27 protein-coding genes and 1 pseudogene are annotated in these 13,324 nt (G+C 46.6%); all 28 read right to left on the bottom strand.

All coding sequences use genetic code 11. The features are described from left to right. Window positions 1-6: 6 nt before the first annotated feature. Window positions 7-630 carry a 30S ribosomal protein S4 gene (rpsD, locus tag ACO0LB_RS10870; protein ID WP_423049119.1) on the bottom strand — a complete coding sequence of 208 codons (624 nt, stop codon included), beginning with the start codon at window positions 628-630 and terminating at the stop codon, window positions 7-9. A gap of 233 nt (window positions 631-863) precedes the next feature. Next, window positions 864-1,268: a 30S ribosomal protein S11 gene (gene rpsK, locus ACO0LB_RS10875; RefSeq protein ID WP_110255932.1), complete on the bottom strand. Its 405-nt coding sequence runs from the start codon at window positions 1,266-1,268 to the stop codon at window positions 864-866. Between the two features lie 31 nt (window positions 1,269-1,299). Continuing rightward, window positions 1,300-1,665, bottom strand: coding sequence for a 30S ribosomal protein S13 (rpsM, locus tag ACO0LB_RS10880; protein WP_186884641.1), 366 nt, complete (start codon window positions 1,663-1,665; stop codon window positions 1,300-1,302). 28 nt (window positions 1,666-1,693) lie between these two features. After that, window positions 1,694-1,807 carry a 50S ribosomal protein L36 gene (gene rpmJ, locus ACO0LB_RS10885; protein ID WP_014004415.1) on the bottom strand — a complete coding sequence of 38 codons (114 nt, stop codon included), beginning with the start codon at window positions 1,805-1,807 and terminating at the stop codon, window positions 1,694-1,696. Window positions 1,808-1,840: 33 nt separating this feature from the next. Then, window positions 1,841-2,059 (bottom strand): translation initiation factor IF-1, encoded by a 219-nt coding sequence (infA, locus tag ACO0LB_RS10890; protein ID WP_005663428.1) that lies wholly within the window; start codon window positions 2,057-2,059, stop codon window positions 1,841-1,843. A 24-nt stretch (window positions 2,060-2,083) separates the two neighbouring features. Beyond that, a complete protein-coding gene (secY, locus tag ACO0LB_RS10895; protein WP_423049120.1) occupies window positions 2,084-3,421 on the bottom strand; it encodes a preprotein translocase subunit SecY in 1,338 nt (445 codons plus the stop codon). A 25-nt stretch (window positions 3,422-3,446) separates the two neighbouring features. Next, complete coding sequence (rplO, locus tag ACO0LB_RS10900) at window positions 3,447-3,878, bottom strand: 50S ribosomal protein L15 (protein ID WP_423049121.1); 432 nt, start codon at window positions 3,876-3,878, stop codon at window positions 3,447-3,449. Window positions 3,879-3,906: 28 nt separating this feature from the next. Beyond that, window positions 3,907-4,089, bottom strand: a complete 183-nt coding sequence (rpmD, locus tag ACO0LB_RS10905) for a 50S ribosomal protein L30 (RefSeq protein ID WP_162021771.1) — start codon at window positions 4,087-4,089, stop codon at window positions 3,907-3,909. A 10-nt stretch (window positions 4,090-4,099) separates the two neighbouring features. Continuing rightward, the gene (gene rpsE, locus ACO0LB_RS10910) at window positions 4,100-4,618 is read right to left on the bottom strand and encodes a 30S ribosomal protein S5 (RefSeq protein WP_186882656.1); all 519 of its coding nucleotides are present in this window, start codon (window positions 4,616-4,618) and stop codon (window positions 4,100-4,102) included. 12 nt (window positions 4,619-4,630) lie between these two features. Then, the gene (gene rplR / locus ACO0LB_RS10915) at window positions 4,631-4,993 is read right to left on the bottom strand and encodes a 50S ribosomal protein L18 (protein ID WP_186884637.1); all 363 of its coding nucleotides are present in this window, start codon (window positions 4,991-4,993) and stop codon (window positions 4,631-4,633) included. 12 nt (window positions 4,994-5,005) lie between these two features. After that, window positions 5,006-5,539, bottom strand: coding sequence for a 50S ribosomal protein L6 (rplF, locus tag ACO0LB_RS10920; RefSeq protein WP_423049122.1), 534 nt, complete (start codon window positions 5,537-5,539; stop codon window positions 5,006-5,008). Window positions 5,540-5,549: 10 nt separating this feature from the next. Next, entirely contained in the window at window positions 5,550-5,945 is a 396-nt protein-coding gene (gene rpsH, locus ACO0LB_RS10925) for a 30S ribosomal protein S8 (RefSeq protein WP_186911219.1), read from the bottom strand. Between the two features lie 14 nt (window positions 5,946-5,959). Beyond that, complete coding sequence (gene rpsN / locus ACO0LB_RS10930; RefSeq protein ID WP_423049123.1) at window positions 5,960-6,265, bottom strand: 30S ribosomal protein S14; 306 nt, start codon at window positions 6,263-6,265, stop codon at window positions 5,960-5,962. A 7-nt stretch (window positions 6,266-6,272) separates the two neighbouring features. Further along, window positions 6,273-6,812, bottom strand: a complete 540-nt coding sequence (rplE, locus tag ACO0LB_RS10935) for a 50S ribosomal protein L5 (protein ID WP_423049124.1) — start codon at window positions 6,810-6,812, stop codon at window positions 6,273-6,275. 4 nt (window positions 6,813-6,816) lie between these two features. Next, a complete protein-coding gene (gene rplX / locus ACO0LB_RS10940; RefSeq protein WP_423049125.1) occupies window positions 6,817-7,131 on the bottom strand; it encodes a 50S ribosomal protein L24 in 315 nt (104 codons plus the stop codon). 9 nt (window positions 7,132-7,140) lie between these two features. Further along, a complete protein-coding gene (gene rplN / locus ACO0LB_RS10945) occupies window positions 7,141-7,509 on the bottom strand; it encodes a 50S ribosomal protein L14 (RefSeq protein ID WP_006464924.1) in 369 nt (122 codons plus the stop codon). Window positions 7,510-7,748: 239 nt separating this feature from the next. Next, on the bottom strand, window positions 7,749-8,021 hold the full coding sequence (rpsQ, locus tag ACO0LB_RS10950; RefSeq protein WP_423049126.1) for a 30S ribosomal protein S17: 273 nt from the start codon (window positions 8,019-8,021) through the stop codon (window positions 7,749-7,751). Beyond that, on the bottom strand, window positions 8,021-8,212 hold the full coding sequence (gene rpmC / locus ACO0LB_RS10955) for a 50S ribosomal protein L29 (protein WP_423049127.1): 192 nt from the start codon (window positions 8,210-8,212) through the stop codon (window positions 8,021-8,023). Before rpmC ends, rpsQ begins: the two co-directional genes overlap by 1 nt. Window positions 8,213-8,225: 13 nt before the next feature. Next, window positions 8,226-8,645, bottom strand: coding sequence for a 50S ribosomal protein L16 (gene rplP / locus ACO0LB_RS10960; RefSeq protein ID WP_423049128.1), 420 nt, complete (start codon window positions 8,643-8,645; stop codon window positions 8,226-8,228). 2 nt (window positions 8,646-8,647) lie between these two features. Further along, complete coding sequence (gene rpsC, locus ACO0LB_RS10965) at window positions 8,648-9,472, bottom strand: 30S ribosomal protein S3 (protein ID WP_423049129.1); 825 nt, start codon at window positions 9,470-9,472, stop codon at window positions 8,648-8,650. Between the two features lie 9 nt (window positions 9,473-9,481). Next, window positions 9,482-9,814 carry a 50S ribosomal protein L22 gene (rplV, locus tag ACO0LB_RS10970; protein WP_176804281.1) on the bottom strand — a complete coding sequence of 111 codons (333 nt, stop codon included), beginning with the start codon at window positions 9,812-9,814 and terminating at the stop codon, window positions 9,482-9,484. A 6-nt stretch (window positions 9,815-9,820) separates the two neighbouring features. Next, on the bottom strand, window positions 9,821-10,096 hold the full coding sequence (gene rpsS, locus ACO0LB_RS10975; protein ID WP_007875308.1) for a 30S ribosomal protein S19: 276 nt from the start codon (window positions 10,094-10,096) through the stop codon (window positions 9,821-9,823). A 10-nt stretch (window positions 10,097-10,106) separates the two neighbouring features. Next, entirely contained in the window at window positions 10,107-10,934 is an 828-nt protein-coding gene (gene rplB, locus ACO0LB_RS10980) for a 50S ribosomal protein L2 (RefSeq protein WP_423049130.1), read from the bottom strand. Between the two features lie 2 nt (window positions 10,935-10,936). Next, complete coding sequence (gene rplW / locus ACO0LB_RS10985; protein WP_110255914.1) at window positions 10,937-11,251, bottom strand: 50S ribosomal protein L23; 315 nt, start codon at window positions 11,249-11,251, stop codon at window positions 10,937-10,939. After that, window positions 11,248-11,871, bottom strand: coding sequence for a 50S ribosomal protein L4 (rplD, locus tag ACO0LB_RS10990; protein ID WP_423049131.1), 624 nt, complete (start codon window positions 11,869-11,871; stop codon window positions 11,248-11,250). The genes rplW and rplD overlap by 4 nt, the downstream gene beginning before the upstream one ends. Window positions 11,872-11,874: 3 nt before the next feature. Then, window positions 11,875-12,531 carry a 50S ribosomal protein L3 gene (gene rplC / locus ACO0LB_RS10995; protein WP_423049132.1) on the bottom strand — a complete coding sequence of 219 codons (657 nt, stop codon included), beginning with the start codon at window positions 12,529-12,531 and terminating at the stop codon, window positions 11,875-11,877. Window positions 12,532-12,738: 207 nt separating this feature from the next. After that, window positions 12,739-13,056 carry a 30S ribosomal protein S10 gene (rpsJ, locus tag ACO0LB_RS11000; RefSeq protein ID WP_110255911.1) on the bottom strand — a complete coding sequence of 106 codons (318 nt, stop codon included), beginning with the start codon at window positions 13,054-13,056 and terminating at the stop codon, window positions 12,739-12,741. Window positions 13,057-13,198: 142 nt separating this feature from the next. Continuing rightward, a pseudogene (tuf, locus tag ACO0LB_RS11005) lies at window positions 13,199-13,324 on the bottom strand (elongation factor Tu); the annotation flags it as partial.

Below are 13,324 nucleotides of genomic sequence, written 5' to 3' on the forward strand. Positions count from 1 at the left end.
TTAATATTAACGAGAATACAATTCAACGATCAGAGATTCGTTGACATCGTGAGCGATGTCACTACGATCTGGCATGGACTTGAAAGTACCTTCCAGTTTTTTCGCATCAACAGCTACCCAAGAAGGCATACCGGATTGCTCTGCCAATGACAGCGCTTCAGCGATACGAACTTGTTTTTTAGCTTTTTCACGAACAGCGATCACATCACCAGATTTAACCTGGTAGGAAGCGATATTCACAACGATACCGTTAACTGTGAATGCTTTATGGCTCACCAACTGACGTGCTTCTGCGCGTGTGGAACCGAAGCCCATACGGTATGCAACGTTGTCCAGACGGGATTCCAGCAATTTCAACAGTGTTTCGCCTGTATTGCCTTTTTGACGGTCAGCTTCAGCGAAGTAGCGGCGGAACTGACGTTCCAAAACGCCGTACATACGTTTAACTTTTTGCTTTTCACGCAATTGATTACCGAAATCAGAGGTACGAGCACCAGAAGTGCGACCATGTTGACCTGGTTTTGCGTCCAGTTTGCATTTGGAGTCCAGAGAGCGACGTGCGCTTTTCAGGAACAGATCCGTGCCTTCACGGCGGGAAAGTTTTGCTTTTGGTCCGATATAACGTGCCACGATATTTTCCTTGTAAATGACGCAATGATGTATTTATTGCGCTAGTCTGACCTACCTGCGATCAAACGGTGGTCTTAACAACAAAGGTAAACCCTTTGTAATTTCTAAAATTTCCACAACACAAAACCCGCCAACGAAATGGCGGGTCTGCATTCTAACGAAAAATTCGAAAGAATGCTAGCAGATATTAGTCTGCTTAGCTAAGATGCTTAAACAAGCAGCTTAGTACCAGCTTAGATACGACGACGCTTTGGAGGGCGACAACCGTTATGCGGAACTGGAGTAACGTCTTGAATCAGGGAAATTTTGATACCCAGATTGTTCAAAGCGCGCACTGAAGATTCACGACCTGGGCCTGGGCCTTTGATGCGAACTTCCAGATTTTTGATACCGCATTCAACTGCAACTTTACCAGCTGCCTCTGCTGCAACCTGCGCTGCAAACGGAGTAGACTTACGAGAGCCTTTGAAGCCAGCACCACCGGCAGTTGCCCAAGACAACGCATTGCCTTGACGATCAGTGATCGTGATGATGGTGTTGTTGAAAGAAGCGTGAACGTGAGCGATACCTTCTGCAACGTTCTTTTTAACTTTCTTACGCGCACGTGCTGCTGCAGCGTTATTTTGAGCTTTTGCCATAATGTTTTCCTTGGATCCGGGCTAGCCTGGATTATTTCTTCAAAGATTGCGCTGCTTTACGTGGACCCTTGCGAGTACGCGCATTAGTGCGTGTACGCTGGCCACGGCAAGGCAAGCCTTTACGATGACGGAGACCACGGTAGCAACCCAAGTCCATCAAACGTTTGATGTTCATGGACAGTTCACGACGCAAGTCACCTTCGACGATAAATTTACCGATTTCGTCGCGAAGCTTTTCGAGTTCGTTGTCATCCAGATCCTTGACTTTTTTATTAGTCAAAACACCTGTTGCTTCACAGATTTTCTGTGAGCGTGGACGGCCAATACCATAGATAGCTGTTAAGCCGATTACGGTATGCTGATGATTTGGGATATTAACCCCTGCGATACGTGCCATTCGTTATTCCTCGTTCAATAACGTTAAATTAACCTTGGCGCTGTTTATGGCGTGGTTCTGTGCAAATAACACGAACAACACCTTTGCGCTTGATGATTTTGCAGTTGCGGCAGATCCGCTTAACTGATGCGAGAACTTTCATTTTTGCCCTCTTCCCTTCTTGTTCACTTTTAATTTACTTGGTACGGAACACTATTCGCGCCCGGCTCAAATCATAAGGCGTCAATTCCACTGTCACCTTATCACCTGGAAGAATGCGAATATAGTTCATTCGCATCTTCCCGGAAATATGGCCTAGTACAACATGCCCGTTTTCCAACTTAACTCGAAATGTTGCATTCGGAAGATTCTCAAGAATCTCGCCCTGCATCTGTATAACGTCGTCTTTTGCCATTCGATCTGCTGTTCCTTCAGGCAATTACCGCGAAGGAATCCCGCCCTTGAAATTTGCTTTACGAAGAAGCGATTCATACTGCTGAGACATCACATAGTTCTGAACTTGAGCCATAAAATCCATGGTCACGACCACAATAATCAGCAGAGACGTTCCACCGAAATAAAATGGTACTTTCCATTTGGCAATCAAAAATTCAGGCAACAAACATACTAGTGTGATGTAGACCGCGCCAGCCAAAGTTAATCGCATCAAAATTTTGTCGATATAGCGCGCAGTTTGATCACCTGGACGAATCCCTGGAACAAACGCACCGCTTTTCTTCAAATTATCTGCTGTTTCTTTACTATTAAATACAAGTGCAGTATAAAAAAAGCAGAAGAAAATAATCGCAGCAGCATACAGCAACGCATGAATCGGCTCACCTGGCGCCATTGACGCAGCCAGATCTTTCAAAAAAGTGATAAAACCACTTGTTGAAGACTCGGCACCTTTAGTAAACCAACTCGTAATCGTAGCCGGAAACAAAATAATAGAAGAAGCAAAGATAGGAGGTATTACGCCCGCCATATTCAACTTCAAAGGCAAATGACTACTTTGCCCACCGTAAATTTTGTTACCAACCTGACGCTTCGCATAATTCACTAGAATTTTACGCTGGCCGCGCTCGATGAACACAACCATAAACGTCACGCCAGCAGCAATGACACAAATCAGCAATACAGAAGCTGGGTGCATCGATCCGGTGCGAACCAACTCAAACAAACTACCCAATGCATTAGGCAAACCAGCAGCGATACCAGCAAAGATGATAATAGAAATTCCATTACCAAGACCACGCTCTGTAATCTGCTCACCTAACCACATTAAAAACATCGTTCCAGTAACCAAGGTAACGACTGTGGTAAAACGGAATGCCATGCCTGGATCAATTACTAATCCAGGCTGAGCCTCTAATCCGAATGCAATAAAATAAGCTTGCAAAGTCGCCAATAGCAATGTGCCGTAACGAGTGTACTGAGTTATTTTCCTGCGACCAGATTCGCCTTCTTTCTTCAGCGCTTCCAATTGCGGAGAGACAATTGACATCAACTGCATAATGATCGATGCCGAAATATACGGCATGATACCAAGTGCAAACACGGTAAACCGTGATAATGCACCACCAGAGAACATATTAAACATACCCAAAATACCGCCTTGGTTCTGCTTAAACAAGTCCGCTAATGCAGTTGGATCTATCCCAGGAACAGGTACATGCGCACCAATCCTGTAGACAACCAGTGCTGCGAGCAAAAACCAGAGTCGCCCCCAAGGGAATCCGCTTGCTGCACTTTTAGCTTGTTGTGGAGATGTTGCCAATTATTGCTCCGGTGTCTACACTGAATTAAGCGATCGTACCGCCAGCAGCTTCGATTGCAGCTTTAGCGCCTTTAGTGACGATCAAGCCGTTCAAAGTAACTTTTTTGGAGATAGCACCAGACAAGATCACACGAACTACACGTGCGAGCTCAGAAACGACACCAGCTTGTTTCAAAGCTAAAATATCAATTTCAGTCACTGGCAGGTTTTCCAGATCTGTCAAGCGTACTTCTGCTTTAAACGGTGTTGCCATCGACTTAAAGCCGCGTTTTGGCAAACGACGTTGCAGAGGCATCTGACCGCCTTCGAAACCGACTTTATGAAAGCCGCCGGAACGGGATTTTTGACCTTTATGGCCGCGACCCGCTGTCTTACCTAAACCTGAACCGATACCACGACCAACACGACGTTTGTAGTGTTTTGCGCCATCAGCAGGTTGGATGTTATTCAATTCCATAATTTGCTCCGAACATAAGTCTGACGACTTACGCTACAACCTTCACAAGATACGAGACTTTGTTGATCATGCCGCGTACTGCTGGCGTGTCTTGCAATTCAGAAACTGAATTAACACGACGCAAGCCCAGACCACGTACGGTAGCACGGTGATCCTGACGTGTGCCGATCAGACCTTTGACCAGTTGCACTTTAACTGTCTTAGTAGTCATCGCGCTCTCCTTAACCGAGGATTTCTTCAACGGTCTTGCCACGCTTTGCAGCGATTTCAGATGGAGTACTCATCTTAGCCAGACCATTCAAAGTCGCACGAACCATGTTGTAAGGATTAGTGGAACCGTTGGACTTAGCCACAACGTTTTCAATACCCATTACTTCAAAAATCGCGCGCATTGGACCACCAGCGATAACGCCAGTACCTTTTTTCGCCGGAGAAATCATGACGGAAGATGCGCCGTGCTTACCTGTAACGGTATGTTGCAAAGTACCGTCTTTCAGTGTCACTTTGATCATCTTACGACGTGCTTCTTCCATCGCTTTTTGTACGGCAACAGGAACTTCTTTCGACTTTCCTTTGCCCATACCGATACGGCCATCGCCGTCACCTACGACTGTCAGCGCAGCGAAACCCATGATACGACCACCCTTAACCACTTTGGTTACACGGTTGATCGCGATCATTTTTTCGCGCATGCCATCATCCGGCTTGTCGGCTGCTGTTTTTGCTTGCATTTTTGCCATGACAAATTTTCCTTAGAACTTCAGGCCAGCTTCGCGGGCAGCTTCTGCAAGCGCCTTGATGCGGCCATGGTAACGGAAACCGGAGCGGTCAAACGCAACTTCGGTAACCCCTGCTTTGATTGCCTTCTCTGCTACACGCTTGCCGATCAAAGTCGCGGCTGTGGTGTTGCCACCAGCACCCGATTTGCCAGCCAACTCTGCACGCACTTCTGCCTCGACGGTAGAAGCTGATGCCAACACTTTGGCGTCTGGGCCAATGATGTTTGCATAGATGTGCAGGTTGGTGCGATGCACGGCCAGGCGGTTCACTTTGAGTTCTGCGATCTTGGCACGGGTTTGACGTGCGCGGCGCAGACGTGATTGTTTCTTGTCCATCGTCAACCCCTATTACTTCTTCTTGGTTTCTTTAATCACAACCACTTCGTCCGCATAACGGACACCCTTGCCTTTGTACGGCTCTGGGCTGCGGTATGCACGGACTTCAGCTGCCACTTGACCTACTTTTTGCTTATTAACCCCTTTAATCAGGATTTCAGTAGGTGTTGGCGTAGTACAGGAAACACCTTCTGGCATTTGATGTACAACTGGATGTGAAAAACCTAAAGACAAATTCAATTTGTCACCTTGAGCTTGCGCTTTGTAACCAACGCCGACCAAAGTGAGTTTTCTCTCAAAGCCTTTTGTAACGCCGTTCACCATATTATTGACGAGTGCACGCAAAGTGCCTGTCATTGCATTAGCTTCACGACCATCATTGGCTGGAGAAAAACTCAAAGTGCCATTGTTGTTCGCAACTGCCACCAAGCCATTCAGACTTTGTGACAATACGCCCATAGGACCTTTTACTGTAATCTGCTCTGCTGAAATTGCAACTTCTGCACCGGCCGGCAAAGCGATTGGCATCTTACCTACTCGAGACATCTTTCACTCCTTAGGCGACGTAGCAAATAACTTCGCCACCGACACCGGTTGCGCGTGCTTTGCGGTCAGTCATGACGCCTTTTGGTGTGGACACGATGGCCACGCCCAAACCGTTCATCACACTTGGGATCTCGTCTTTACCTTTGTAAATACGGAGACCAGGGCGTGAAACACGCTCCAAGCGCTCAATAACAGGACGTCCTGCGTAATATTTCAAGCCGATTTTTAATTCGGACTTACCTGCAGTTTCTAAAACTGCGAAATCTTCAATGTAACCTTCGTCTTTAAGTACGTTTGCAATTGCAATCTTTACTTTAGAAGACGGCATCGCGACCACAGTTTTTTGAACAACTTGTGCGTTACGAATGCGGGTCAGCATATCGGCGATAGGATCGCTCATACTCATTGCTTATTCTCCTATTACCAGCTGGCTTTAGTCATACCCGGAATTTCACCACGCATGGCGACTTCACGGAGTTTAATACGGCCCAAACCGAATTTACGGAATGTGCCACGTGGGCGACCTGTCAAAGCGCAACGATTACGCTGGCGGGTCGGATTAGAATTACGTGGCAAAGCTTGCAACTTCAGGCGAGCAATATAACGCTCTTCTTCAGTCTTTGATTGGTCATCAACGATGGCCTTCAATTCAGCGCGTTTGCCAGCGAATTTCTTCACCAGATCTGCACGCTTTTGCTCACGATTAATCAGTGCCAATTTTGCCATGGCGACCTCAGTTTCTGAACGGAAATTTAAATGCGGCGAGGAGTGCTTTCGCTTCTTCGTCGGTCTTTGCGGTTGTCGTGATACTGATATTCATACCACGCAATGCGTCGATCTTGTCGTATTCGATTTCAGGGAAAATAATCTGTTCCTTGACGCCGATATTGTAGTTACCACGACCATCAAACGCACGACCAGAAACACCACGGAAGTCGCGTACACGTGGCAGAGCCACTGTAATGAAACGATCCAGGAATTCATACATCTGAGCGCCACGCAAAGTCACCATACAACCAATTGGATAGCCTTCACGGATTTTAAAACCTGCGATCGCTTTGCGAGCTTTAGTCACCACTGGCTTTTGACCAGCGATTTTAGTCAGATCACCAACTGCATGCTCAATAATCTTTTTATCTGCAACTGCTTCAGACAAACCCATATTCAGGGTGATTTTCAAGATGCGCGGCACTTCCATACTTGACTTATAAGCGTACTTTTCAGTCAGATCGCCAACGATTTTTTCTTTATATAATGCTTGTAGACGGGCCATGATGTTATGCCTTCACAACTTCGCCAGTCGACTTATAGACGCGGACTTTCTTACCATCCACGACCTTGAAGCCTACACGGTCTGCTTTGCCAGACGTCGCATTAAACAATGCAACATTCGACACATGAATCGGCATCAATTTATCCACGATGCCACCAACTGCGCCAGTCATTGGGTTAGGCTTAACTGCTTTTTTAGCAACATTAATACCTGCAACAACTACGTAATCGTTATCGATGCAATTTTGCACCTGACCACGCTTACCTTTGTCTTTACCCGTCAAGACGATGACTTCGTCGTTTTTACGAATTTTATTCATCACGACCCCTTACAGCACTTCTGGAGCCAGAGACACGATTTTCATAAAACGCTCAGTACGCAACTCACGCGTCACTGGGCCGAAAATACGAGTGCCGATAGGCTCAAGCTTTGCATTCAATAATACTGCAGCGTTACCGTCAAATTTGACCAACGAGCCATCCTGACGACGAACACCTTTAGCTGTTCTCACAACTACAGCGTTGTAAATTTCACCTTTTTTTACGCGACCGCGAGGAGCAGCAGACTTCACAGTGACTTTAATTACATCACCGATACCCGCATAACGACGCTTGGAACCGCCCAACACCTTAATACACAAAACTTCGCGTGCACCAGTATTGTCAGCCACTTCCAGCCGGCTTTCTGTTTGAATCATAATGTTCTCTTTCCCAACTTAATCCACACAACTTACACAATGCAAGTTTGTAGTCAGTCTTGGTCCTGCCAGCAAACTCCTACACAACCCACAATGCACGAGCCAACTGATTAGGTGGACGATTTTTTAACCACTTTCACAACGAGAGGGTGCTGCGAAAGACATTTAGGCTGTCATTCACATACTTTGCAAATGACAGCCCATCATTATTACACTAAAAAACTATTTGCGCAATAAATTTATACAACTTGTGCTACTTGAATCACACGTGTGACTGTCCAAGCTTTTGTCTTGGAAATCGGACGACCTTCTTGAATCTCAACTGTGTCGCCTTCTTTTGCTTGGTTCGCTTCATCATGCGCGTGATATTTTGCACTGCGAACGATGATCTTGCCATACAAAGGATGCTTGACGTGACGCTCAACAACCACTGTGACGGTTTTGTTCATCTTGTCAGAGACAACTTTGCCAATCAATGTGCGCTTCAATGCGACTTTAACTTGATCGTTCATTATTTGGCATCCTTCTGATTCATGACAGTTTTTACACGTGCGATGTCACGACGAACTTTTTTCAACTGAGAAGTATTAGTCAGTTGCTGCGTTGCAATTTGCATGCGCAGGCTGAATTGTGCCTTCAACAGATCATTTAGTTCTTTAGTCAAACCCGCTTGATCTTTACCTTGGAGTTCAGATACTTTCATTTACAACTCCCTTTTAAGTGCCGACTTGACGGACGACAAATGTTGTCATCAGCGGCAATTTAGCTGCAGCTAAGCGGAACGCTTCGCGTGCCAGCGCTTCATCGACACCATCCATTTCATACAACATCTTGCCTGGCTGAATCTCGGCAACATAGTACTCAGGATTACCTTTACCATTACCCATACGAACTTCTGCAGGTTTCTGGGAAATTGGCTTATCTGGGAAAATACGGATCCAGATACGGCCGCCACGCTTGATGTGACGTGTCATTGCACGACGCGCAGCTTCAATCTGACGCGCTGTGATACGACCACGGCCAACCGCTTTCAAGCCAAACTCACCGAAGGAAACTGCTGTACCACGAGTATGCGAGATACCCTTGTTACGGCCTTTCTGTTCCTTGCGATATTTTCTGCGTGCTGGTTGCAGCATGATTATTCTCCTGCTTTCTCAGCTGGCGCTGCATCAGCTTTTGCGCGTACACGCTTAGCTGGTGCTGCTGCGCCAGTTGTATTTTGTCCTTCAGGACGCTTAGCACGTGGACGGCTATTTGGCTTGCCATCGTCACGACGTGGGCCACGACGTTTTTTGTCGTCTTCCGGAGTCGATTCAATAACAGGCGCATCGCCATTTGCCAAACGATCACCTTTGTAGACCCACACTTTAACGCCAATAATACCGTAAGTTGTGGATGCTTCGCCGAAGCCATAGTCGATATCAGCGCGCAGTGTATGCAGAGGCACGCGGCCTTCGCGATACCATTCTTTACGTGCGATTTCGATACCGTTCAAACGACCACCGGACATGATCTTAATGCCTTGAGCACCCAAACGCATTGCATTTTGCATCGCACGTTTCATCGCGCGACGGAACATAATACGTTTTTCGAGCTGTTGAGCAATCGAATCAGCGATCAATTGCGCATCGATTTCTGGCTTGCGAATTTCTTCGATGTTGACGTGAACTGGCACGCCCATCATCTTCGACAAATCCGCTTTCAGAACTTCGATATCTTCGCCTTTTTTACCGATTACAACACCTGGACGGGAGCTATAAATAGTAATACGGGCGTTTTTCGCAGGACGCTCAATAACGATGCGGCCTACAGATGCGTTTTTCAGTTTTTTCTTCAGGTACTCGCGTACTTTCAGATCTTCACCGAGCATAGTGGCAAAGTTACCATTGCCAGCATACCAGCGAGAAGACCAGTTACGCGTTACTGCCAGACGAAAACCGGTTGGATGTATCTTCTGTCCCATCGTGACTCCTTAGTTACCAACAGTCACGTAGATGTGACAGGATTGTTTAGAGATACGATCACCACGACCTTTAGCGCGTGCTGTGAAACGCTTCAGAATCGCACCTTTTTCGACATAGATAGTCTTTACTTTCAGCTCATCGATATCTGCACCATCGTTATGTTCGGCGTTTGCAATTGCAGACTCCAACACCTTCTTAATGATTGCAGCACCTTTTTTAGGGCTGAAAGCCAGGATATTCAATGCCTGATCTACTTTTTTACCGCGGATCAGATCTGCCACCAGGCGACCTTTTTGCTCAGACAGACGCACACCGCGAAGAGTTGCTTTAGTTTCCATCATCGGTCCTTATTTCTTAGCCTTTTTATCGGCAGCGTGACCCTTGAACGTACGGGTCAGCGCAAATTCGCCGAGCTTATGACCAACCATGTTTTCGGAAACATAAACTGGCACGTGTTGCTTGCCGTTATGAACCGCAATGGTCAAACCGATGAAGTCCGGCATAATTGTCGAACGACGGGACCAAGTTTTGATTGGCTTTTTGTCTTTAGTTGCTTGCGCAGCTTCGACTTTCTTCACCAGATGGGCGTCGCAGAACGGCCCTTTTTTCAATGAACGTGTCATGTGTTATCCCTTATTTCTTACCACGGCGTGAGACGATCATCGAAGTAGTACGCTTGTTGCGACGTGTCTTCTTACCCTTGGTCTGTTGACCCCATGGAGATACTGGATGACGACCAGCTGCTGTTCTACCTTCACCACCACCGTGCGGGTGATCGATCGGGTTCATGACCACACCGCGAACGGTAGGACGAACACCACGCCAACGCATAGCACCAGCTTTACCAATCTTACGCAGATTGTGTTCACCGTTACCAACTTCACCAACAGTTGCACGGCATTCGATATGAATGCGGCGAACTTCGCCGGAGCGCAGACGAACCTGAGCGTAAGTACCTTCACGTGCCATCAATACAACGCCAGCACCAGCTGTACGTGCAATCTGTGCACCCTTACCTGGCAACATTTCTACGCAGTGCATAGTTGTACCGACAGGGATATTACGGATAGGCAAACAGTTACCTGCTTTGATCGGAGCCTGAGAGCCATTCATCAATTGATCGCCAGCTGCAACGCCTTTAGGAGCAATGATGTATGCACGTTCACCGTCGGCATAGCACAACAAAGCAATGTGCGCTGTACGGTTAGGATCGTATTCAATACGTTCTACTTTTGCAGGGATACCATCTTTGTTGCGCTTGAAGTCAACAATACGGTAATGCTGTTTATGACCACCACCGATATGACGGGTAGTGATATGACCGTTATTATTACGGCCAGCAGTTTTTGATTTTTTTTCCAACAAAGCAGCGAACGGACGACCTTTAAACAGGCCTTCTGTCACTACCTTCACCATACCACGACGACCTGGTGAGGTTGGCTTCATCTTAACGAGTGCCATGCTTATGCCCCCTCAGTGAAGTTAATTTCCTGACCTGGCTTCAAGCATACAAAAGCACGTCTTGTATGATTGCGGCGGCCATTAAATTTACCGGTACGTTTTTGTTTACCTTGGCGATTTGCTACTTGTACAGATTCAACTTGTACTTTAAACAGCAATTCGACGGCAGCTTTGATTTCTGGCTTGGTTGCATCTGGCATCACCAGGAAAACCACTTGCTCATTCTTTTCAGCAACCATTGTTGCTTTTTCAGAAATCACAGGAGCCAGCAACACCTTCATCAGGCGTTCTTCGCTAATTTTGACTTGTGCGCTCATGCCAGCATCTCCTCAATCTTTGCCAGTGCTGGCTTAGTGATCAACACTTTCTTGTAGAACACCAAAGAAACTGGATCGGCATAACGTGGCTCAACAACCAATACGTTTGCCAGGTTACGCGCTGCCAACATCAGATTTTCGTTGAATTCATCAGTGATGATCAAAACGGAATCCAGGCAACCCAATGCTTTGAGTTTTTCAGACAAGAGTTTTGTCTTAGGCGCATCAACAGCAACATTTTCAACCACTTGCAAACGATCTTCACGAGCCAATTGAGACAGAATCGAGCAGATACCTGCGCGATACATCTTCTTATTAACTTTATGAGAGAAGTTTTCATCTGGCGTGTTCGGGAATATACGACCACCTCCGCGCCACAGTGGAGAAGAAGACATACCAGCACGTGCACGGCCAGTGCCTTTTTGGCGCCATGGCTTTTTGGTTGTGTGGTGAACTTCTTCACGATCTTTTTGCTTACGATTACCACTACGTGCATTCGCCTGGAATGCAACGACAACTTGATGAATCAAAGCTTCGTTGTAATCACGAGCAAAGATAGTGTCAGGTGCTGCAACATTTGCTGCTGCTTGACCTTGTTCGTTTAGGAGCTTCAGTTCCATGGATTAGGCTCCCTTCTTAGCTTTAACTTTAACAGCAGGAGATACAATCACCTGACCATTTTTCGCGCCAGGCACGGCACCCTTCACCAGCAACAACTGACGATCAGCATCAATACGAGCGATTTCCAGATTTTGCACAGTACGCGTAGCATCACCCAGATGACCAGTCATGCGCTTACCAGGGAAAACGCGACCTGGATCCTGCGCCATACCGATAGAACCTGGAACATTATGCGAACGGGAGTTACCGTGAGTAGCGCGACCAGAAGCGAAGTGATGACGCTTGATGGTACCGGCATAGCCCTTACCAATTGTCACACCCTGCACATCCACTTTTTGACCAGCTTCGAACAAACCGACAGGCACAACATCGCCAGCCTTCAGCTCAGCAGCTTTAGCAGCATCAACACGGAATTCTTTTAATACAGTACCAGCTTCAACACCTGCTTTTGCGAGGTGACCGGCAGCCGCTTTAGTTACACGGGATGCACGGCGCTGACCGAAAGTAACCTGAACAGCAGAGTAACCATCTGTTTCAGGAGTTTTGACTTGCGTCACGCGGTTGTTGGACACATCCAATACTGTAACTGGAATTGAATCCCCGTCATCAGTAAAGATACGCATCATGCCAACCTTGCGACCAACTAGGCCCAAGCTCATTATTTTCTCCATTCTCACCTACGATTGGGTGAGGCTGATGTTTAAAAAACTTAAACGAACAGGCCAGCCGAAGCTGACCTACATTTAAGCCTTCCATTATAGCCCGCGATTTTTTTATTCACAAGCAAAAATATTTGAAAAATCGAAAATTTGTGGTATGTCAGATTTTCGCAGTTTTCAGATTTTTTAATGAAAGGCCATTAGGAATTACTGCAATTTGATTTCTACATCAACACCAGCAGGCAGATCGAGCTTCATCAATGCGTCAACAGTTTTATCTGTTGGATCAACGATGTCCATCAAACGCTGATGCGTACGGATTTCAAACTGATCACGGGAAGTTTTGTTCACGTGCGGGGAACGCAGAACGTCGAAACGCTGGATACGTGTTGGCAGTGGAACCGGGCCCTTAACAACTGCGCCAGTGCGCTTTGCTGTCTCAACGATTTCGAGTGCAGATTGATCGATCAGCTTGTAGTCAAATGCTTTCAAGCGGATACGGATTTTTTGATTTTGTGTAGACATAACCATTCCTATAAAGAGCGAGCCAACATCTCAATGAGTGTGGCAAATTTACAAAGAGCGAATACTAAAAAAGTCGGCTGCCATGCTTAAAAACATGGCAGCCGACTAGTGTACTACAAAATGCGATTTAATCGATTAAAAATTACTCGATAATTTTAGCAACGACACCCGCACCAACAGTACGACCACCTTCACGAATCGCAAAACGGAGACCTTCTTCCATCGCGATCGGGTTGATCAGTTTTACTGTGATAGAGACGTTATCACC

The sequence above is a fragment of the Undibacterium sp. SXout7W genome (assembly GCF_049339385.1).
Taxonomy (GTDB): Bacteria; Pseudomonadota; Gammaproteobacteria; order Burkholderiales; family Burkholderiaceae_D; genus Undibacterium.

Bases quoted from the DNA above. Each gene is read 5' to 3' on its own strand.
- rpsK (WP_110255932.1), bottom strand. From the start codon at position 1,268: ATGGCAAAAGCTCAAAATAACGCTGCAGCAGCACGTGCGCGTAAGAAA.
- rpsM (WP_186884641.1), bottom strand. From the start codon at position 1,665: ATGGCACGTATCGCAGGGGTTAATATCCCAAATCATCAGCATACCGTA.
- rpmJ (WP_014004415.1), bottom strand. From the start codon at position 1,807: ATGAAAGTTCTCGCATCAGTTAAGCGGATCTGCCGCAACTGCAAAATC.
- infA (WP_005663428.1), bottom strand. From the start codon at position 2,059: ATGGCAAAAGACGACGTTATACAGATGCAGGGCGAGATTCTTGAGAAT.
- rplO (WP_423049121.1), bottom strand. From the start codon at position 3,878: ATGGAATTGAATAACATCCAACCTGCTGATGGCGCAAAACACTACAAA.
- rpmD (WP_162021771.1), bottom strand. From the start codon at position 4,089: ATGACTACTAAGACAGTTAAAGTGCAACTGGTCAAAGGTCTGATCGGC.
- rpsE (WP_186882656.1), bottom strand. From the start codon at position 4,618: ATGGCAAAAATGCAAGCAAAAACAGCAGCCGACAAGCCGGATGATGGC.
- rplR (WP_186884637.1), bottom strand. From the start codon at position 4,993: ATGGACAAGAAACAATCACGTCTGCGCCGCGCACGTCAAACCCGTGCC.
- rplF (WP_423049122.1), bottom strand. From the start codon at position 5,539: ATGTCTCGAGTAGGTAAGATGCCAATCGCTTTGCCGGCCGGTGCAGAA.
- rpsH (WP_186911219.1), bottom strand. From the start codon at position 5,945: ATGAGTATGAGCGATCCTATCGCCGATATGCTGACCCGCATTCGTAAC.
- rpsN (WP_423049123.1), bottom strand. From the start codon at position 6,265: ATGGCAAAATTGGCACTGATTAATCGTGAGCAAAAGCGTGCAGATCTG.
- rplE (WP_423049124.1), bottom strand. From the start codon at position 6,812: ATGGCCCGTCTACAAGCATTATATAAAGAAAAAATCGTTGGCGATCTG.
- rplX (WP_423049125.1), bottom strand. From the start codon at position 7,131: ATGAATAAAATTCGTAAAAACGACGAAGTCATCGTCTTGACGGGTAAA.
- rplN (WP_006464924.1), bottom strand. From the start codon at position 7,509: ATGATTCAAACAGAAAGCCGGCTGGAAGTGGCTGACAATACTGGTGCA.
- rpsQ (WP_423049126.1), bottom strand. From the start codon at position 8,021: ATGAACGATCAAGTTAAAGTCGCATTGAAGCGCACATTGATTGGCAAA.
- rpmC (WP_423049127.1), bottom strand. From the start codon at position 8,212: ATGAAAGTATCTGAACTCCAAGGTAAAGATCAAGCGGGTTTGACTAAA.
- rplP (WP_423049128.1), bottom strand. From the start codon at position 8,645: ATGCTGCAACCAGCACGCAGAAAATATCGCAAGGAACAGAAAGGCCGT.
- rpsC (WP_423049129.1), bottom strand. From the start codon at position 9,472: ATGGGACAGAAGATACATCCAACCGGTTTTCGTCTGGCAGTAACGCGT.
- rplV (WP_176804281.1), bottom strand. From the start codon at position 9,814: ATGATGGAAACTAAAGCAACTCTTCGCGGTGTGCGTCTGTCTGAGCAA.
- rpsS (WP_007875308.1), bottom strand. From the start codon at position 10,096: ATGACACGTTCATTGAAAAAAGGGCCGTTCTGCGACGCCCATCTGGTG.
- rplB (WP_423049130.1), bottom strand. From the start codon at position 10,934: ATGGCACTCGTTAAGATGAAGCCAACCTCACCAGGTCGTCGTGGTATG.
- rplW (WP_110255914.1), bottom strand. From the start codon at position 11,251: ATGAGCGCACAAGTCAAAATTAGCGAAGAACGCCTGATGAAGGTGTTG.
- rplD (WP_423049131.1), bottom strand. From the start codon at position 11,871: ATGGAACTGAAGCTCCTAAACGAACAAGGTCAAGCAGCAGCAAATGTT.
- rplC (WP_423049132.1), bottom strand. From the start codon at position 12,531: ATGAGCTTGGGCCTAGTTGGTCGCAAGGTTGGCATGATGCGTATCTTT.
- rpsJ (WP_110255911.1), bottom strand. From the start codon at position 13,056: ATGTCTACACAAAATCAAAAAATCCGTATCCGCTTGAAAGCATTTGAC.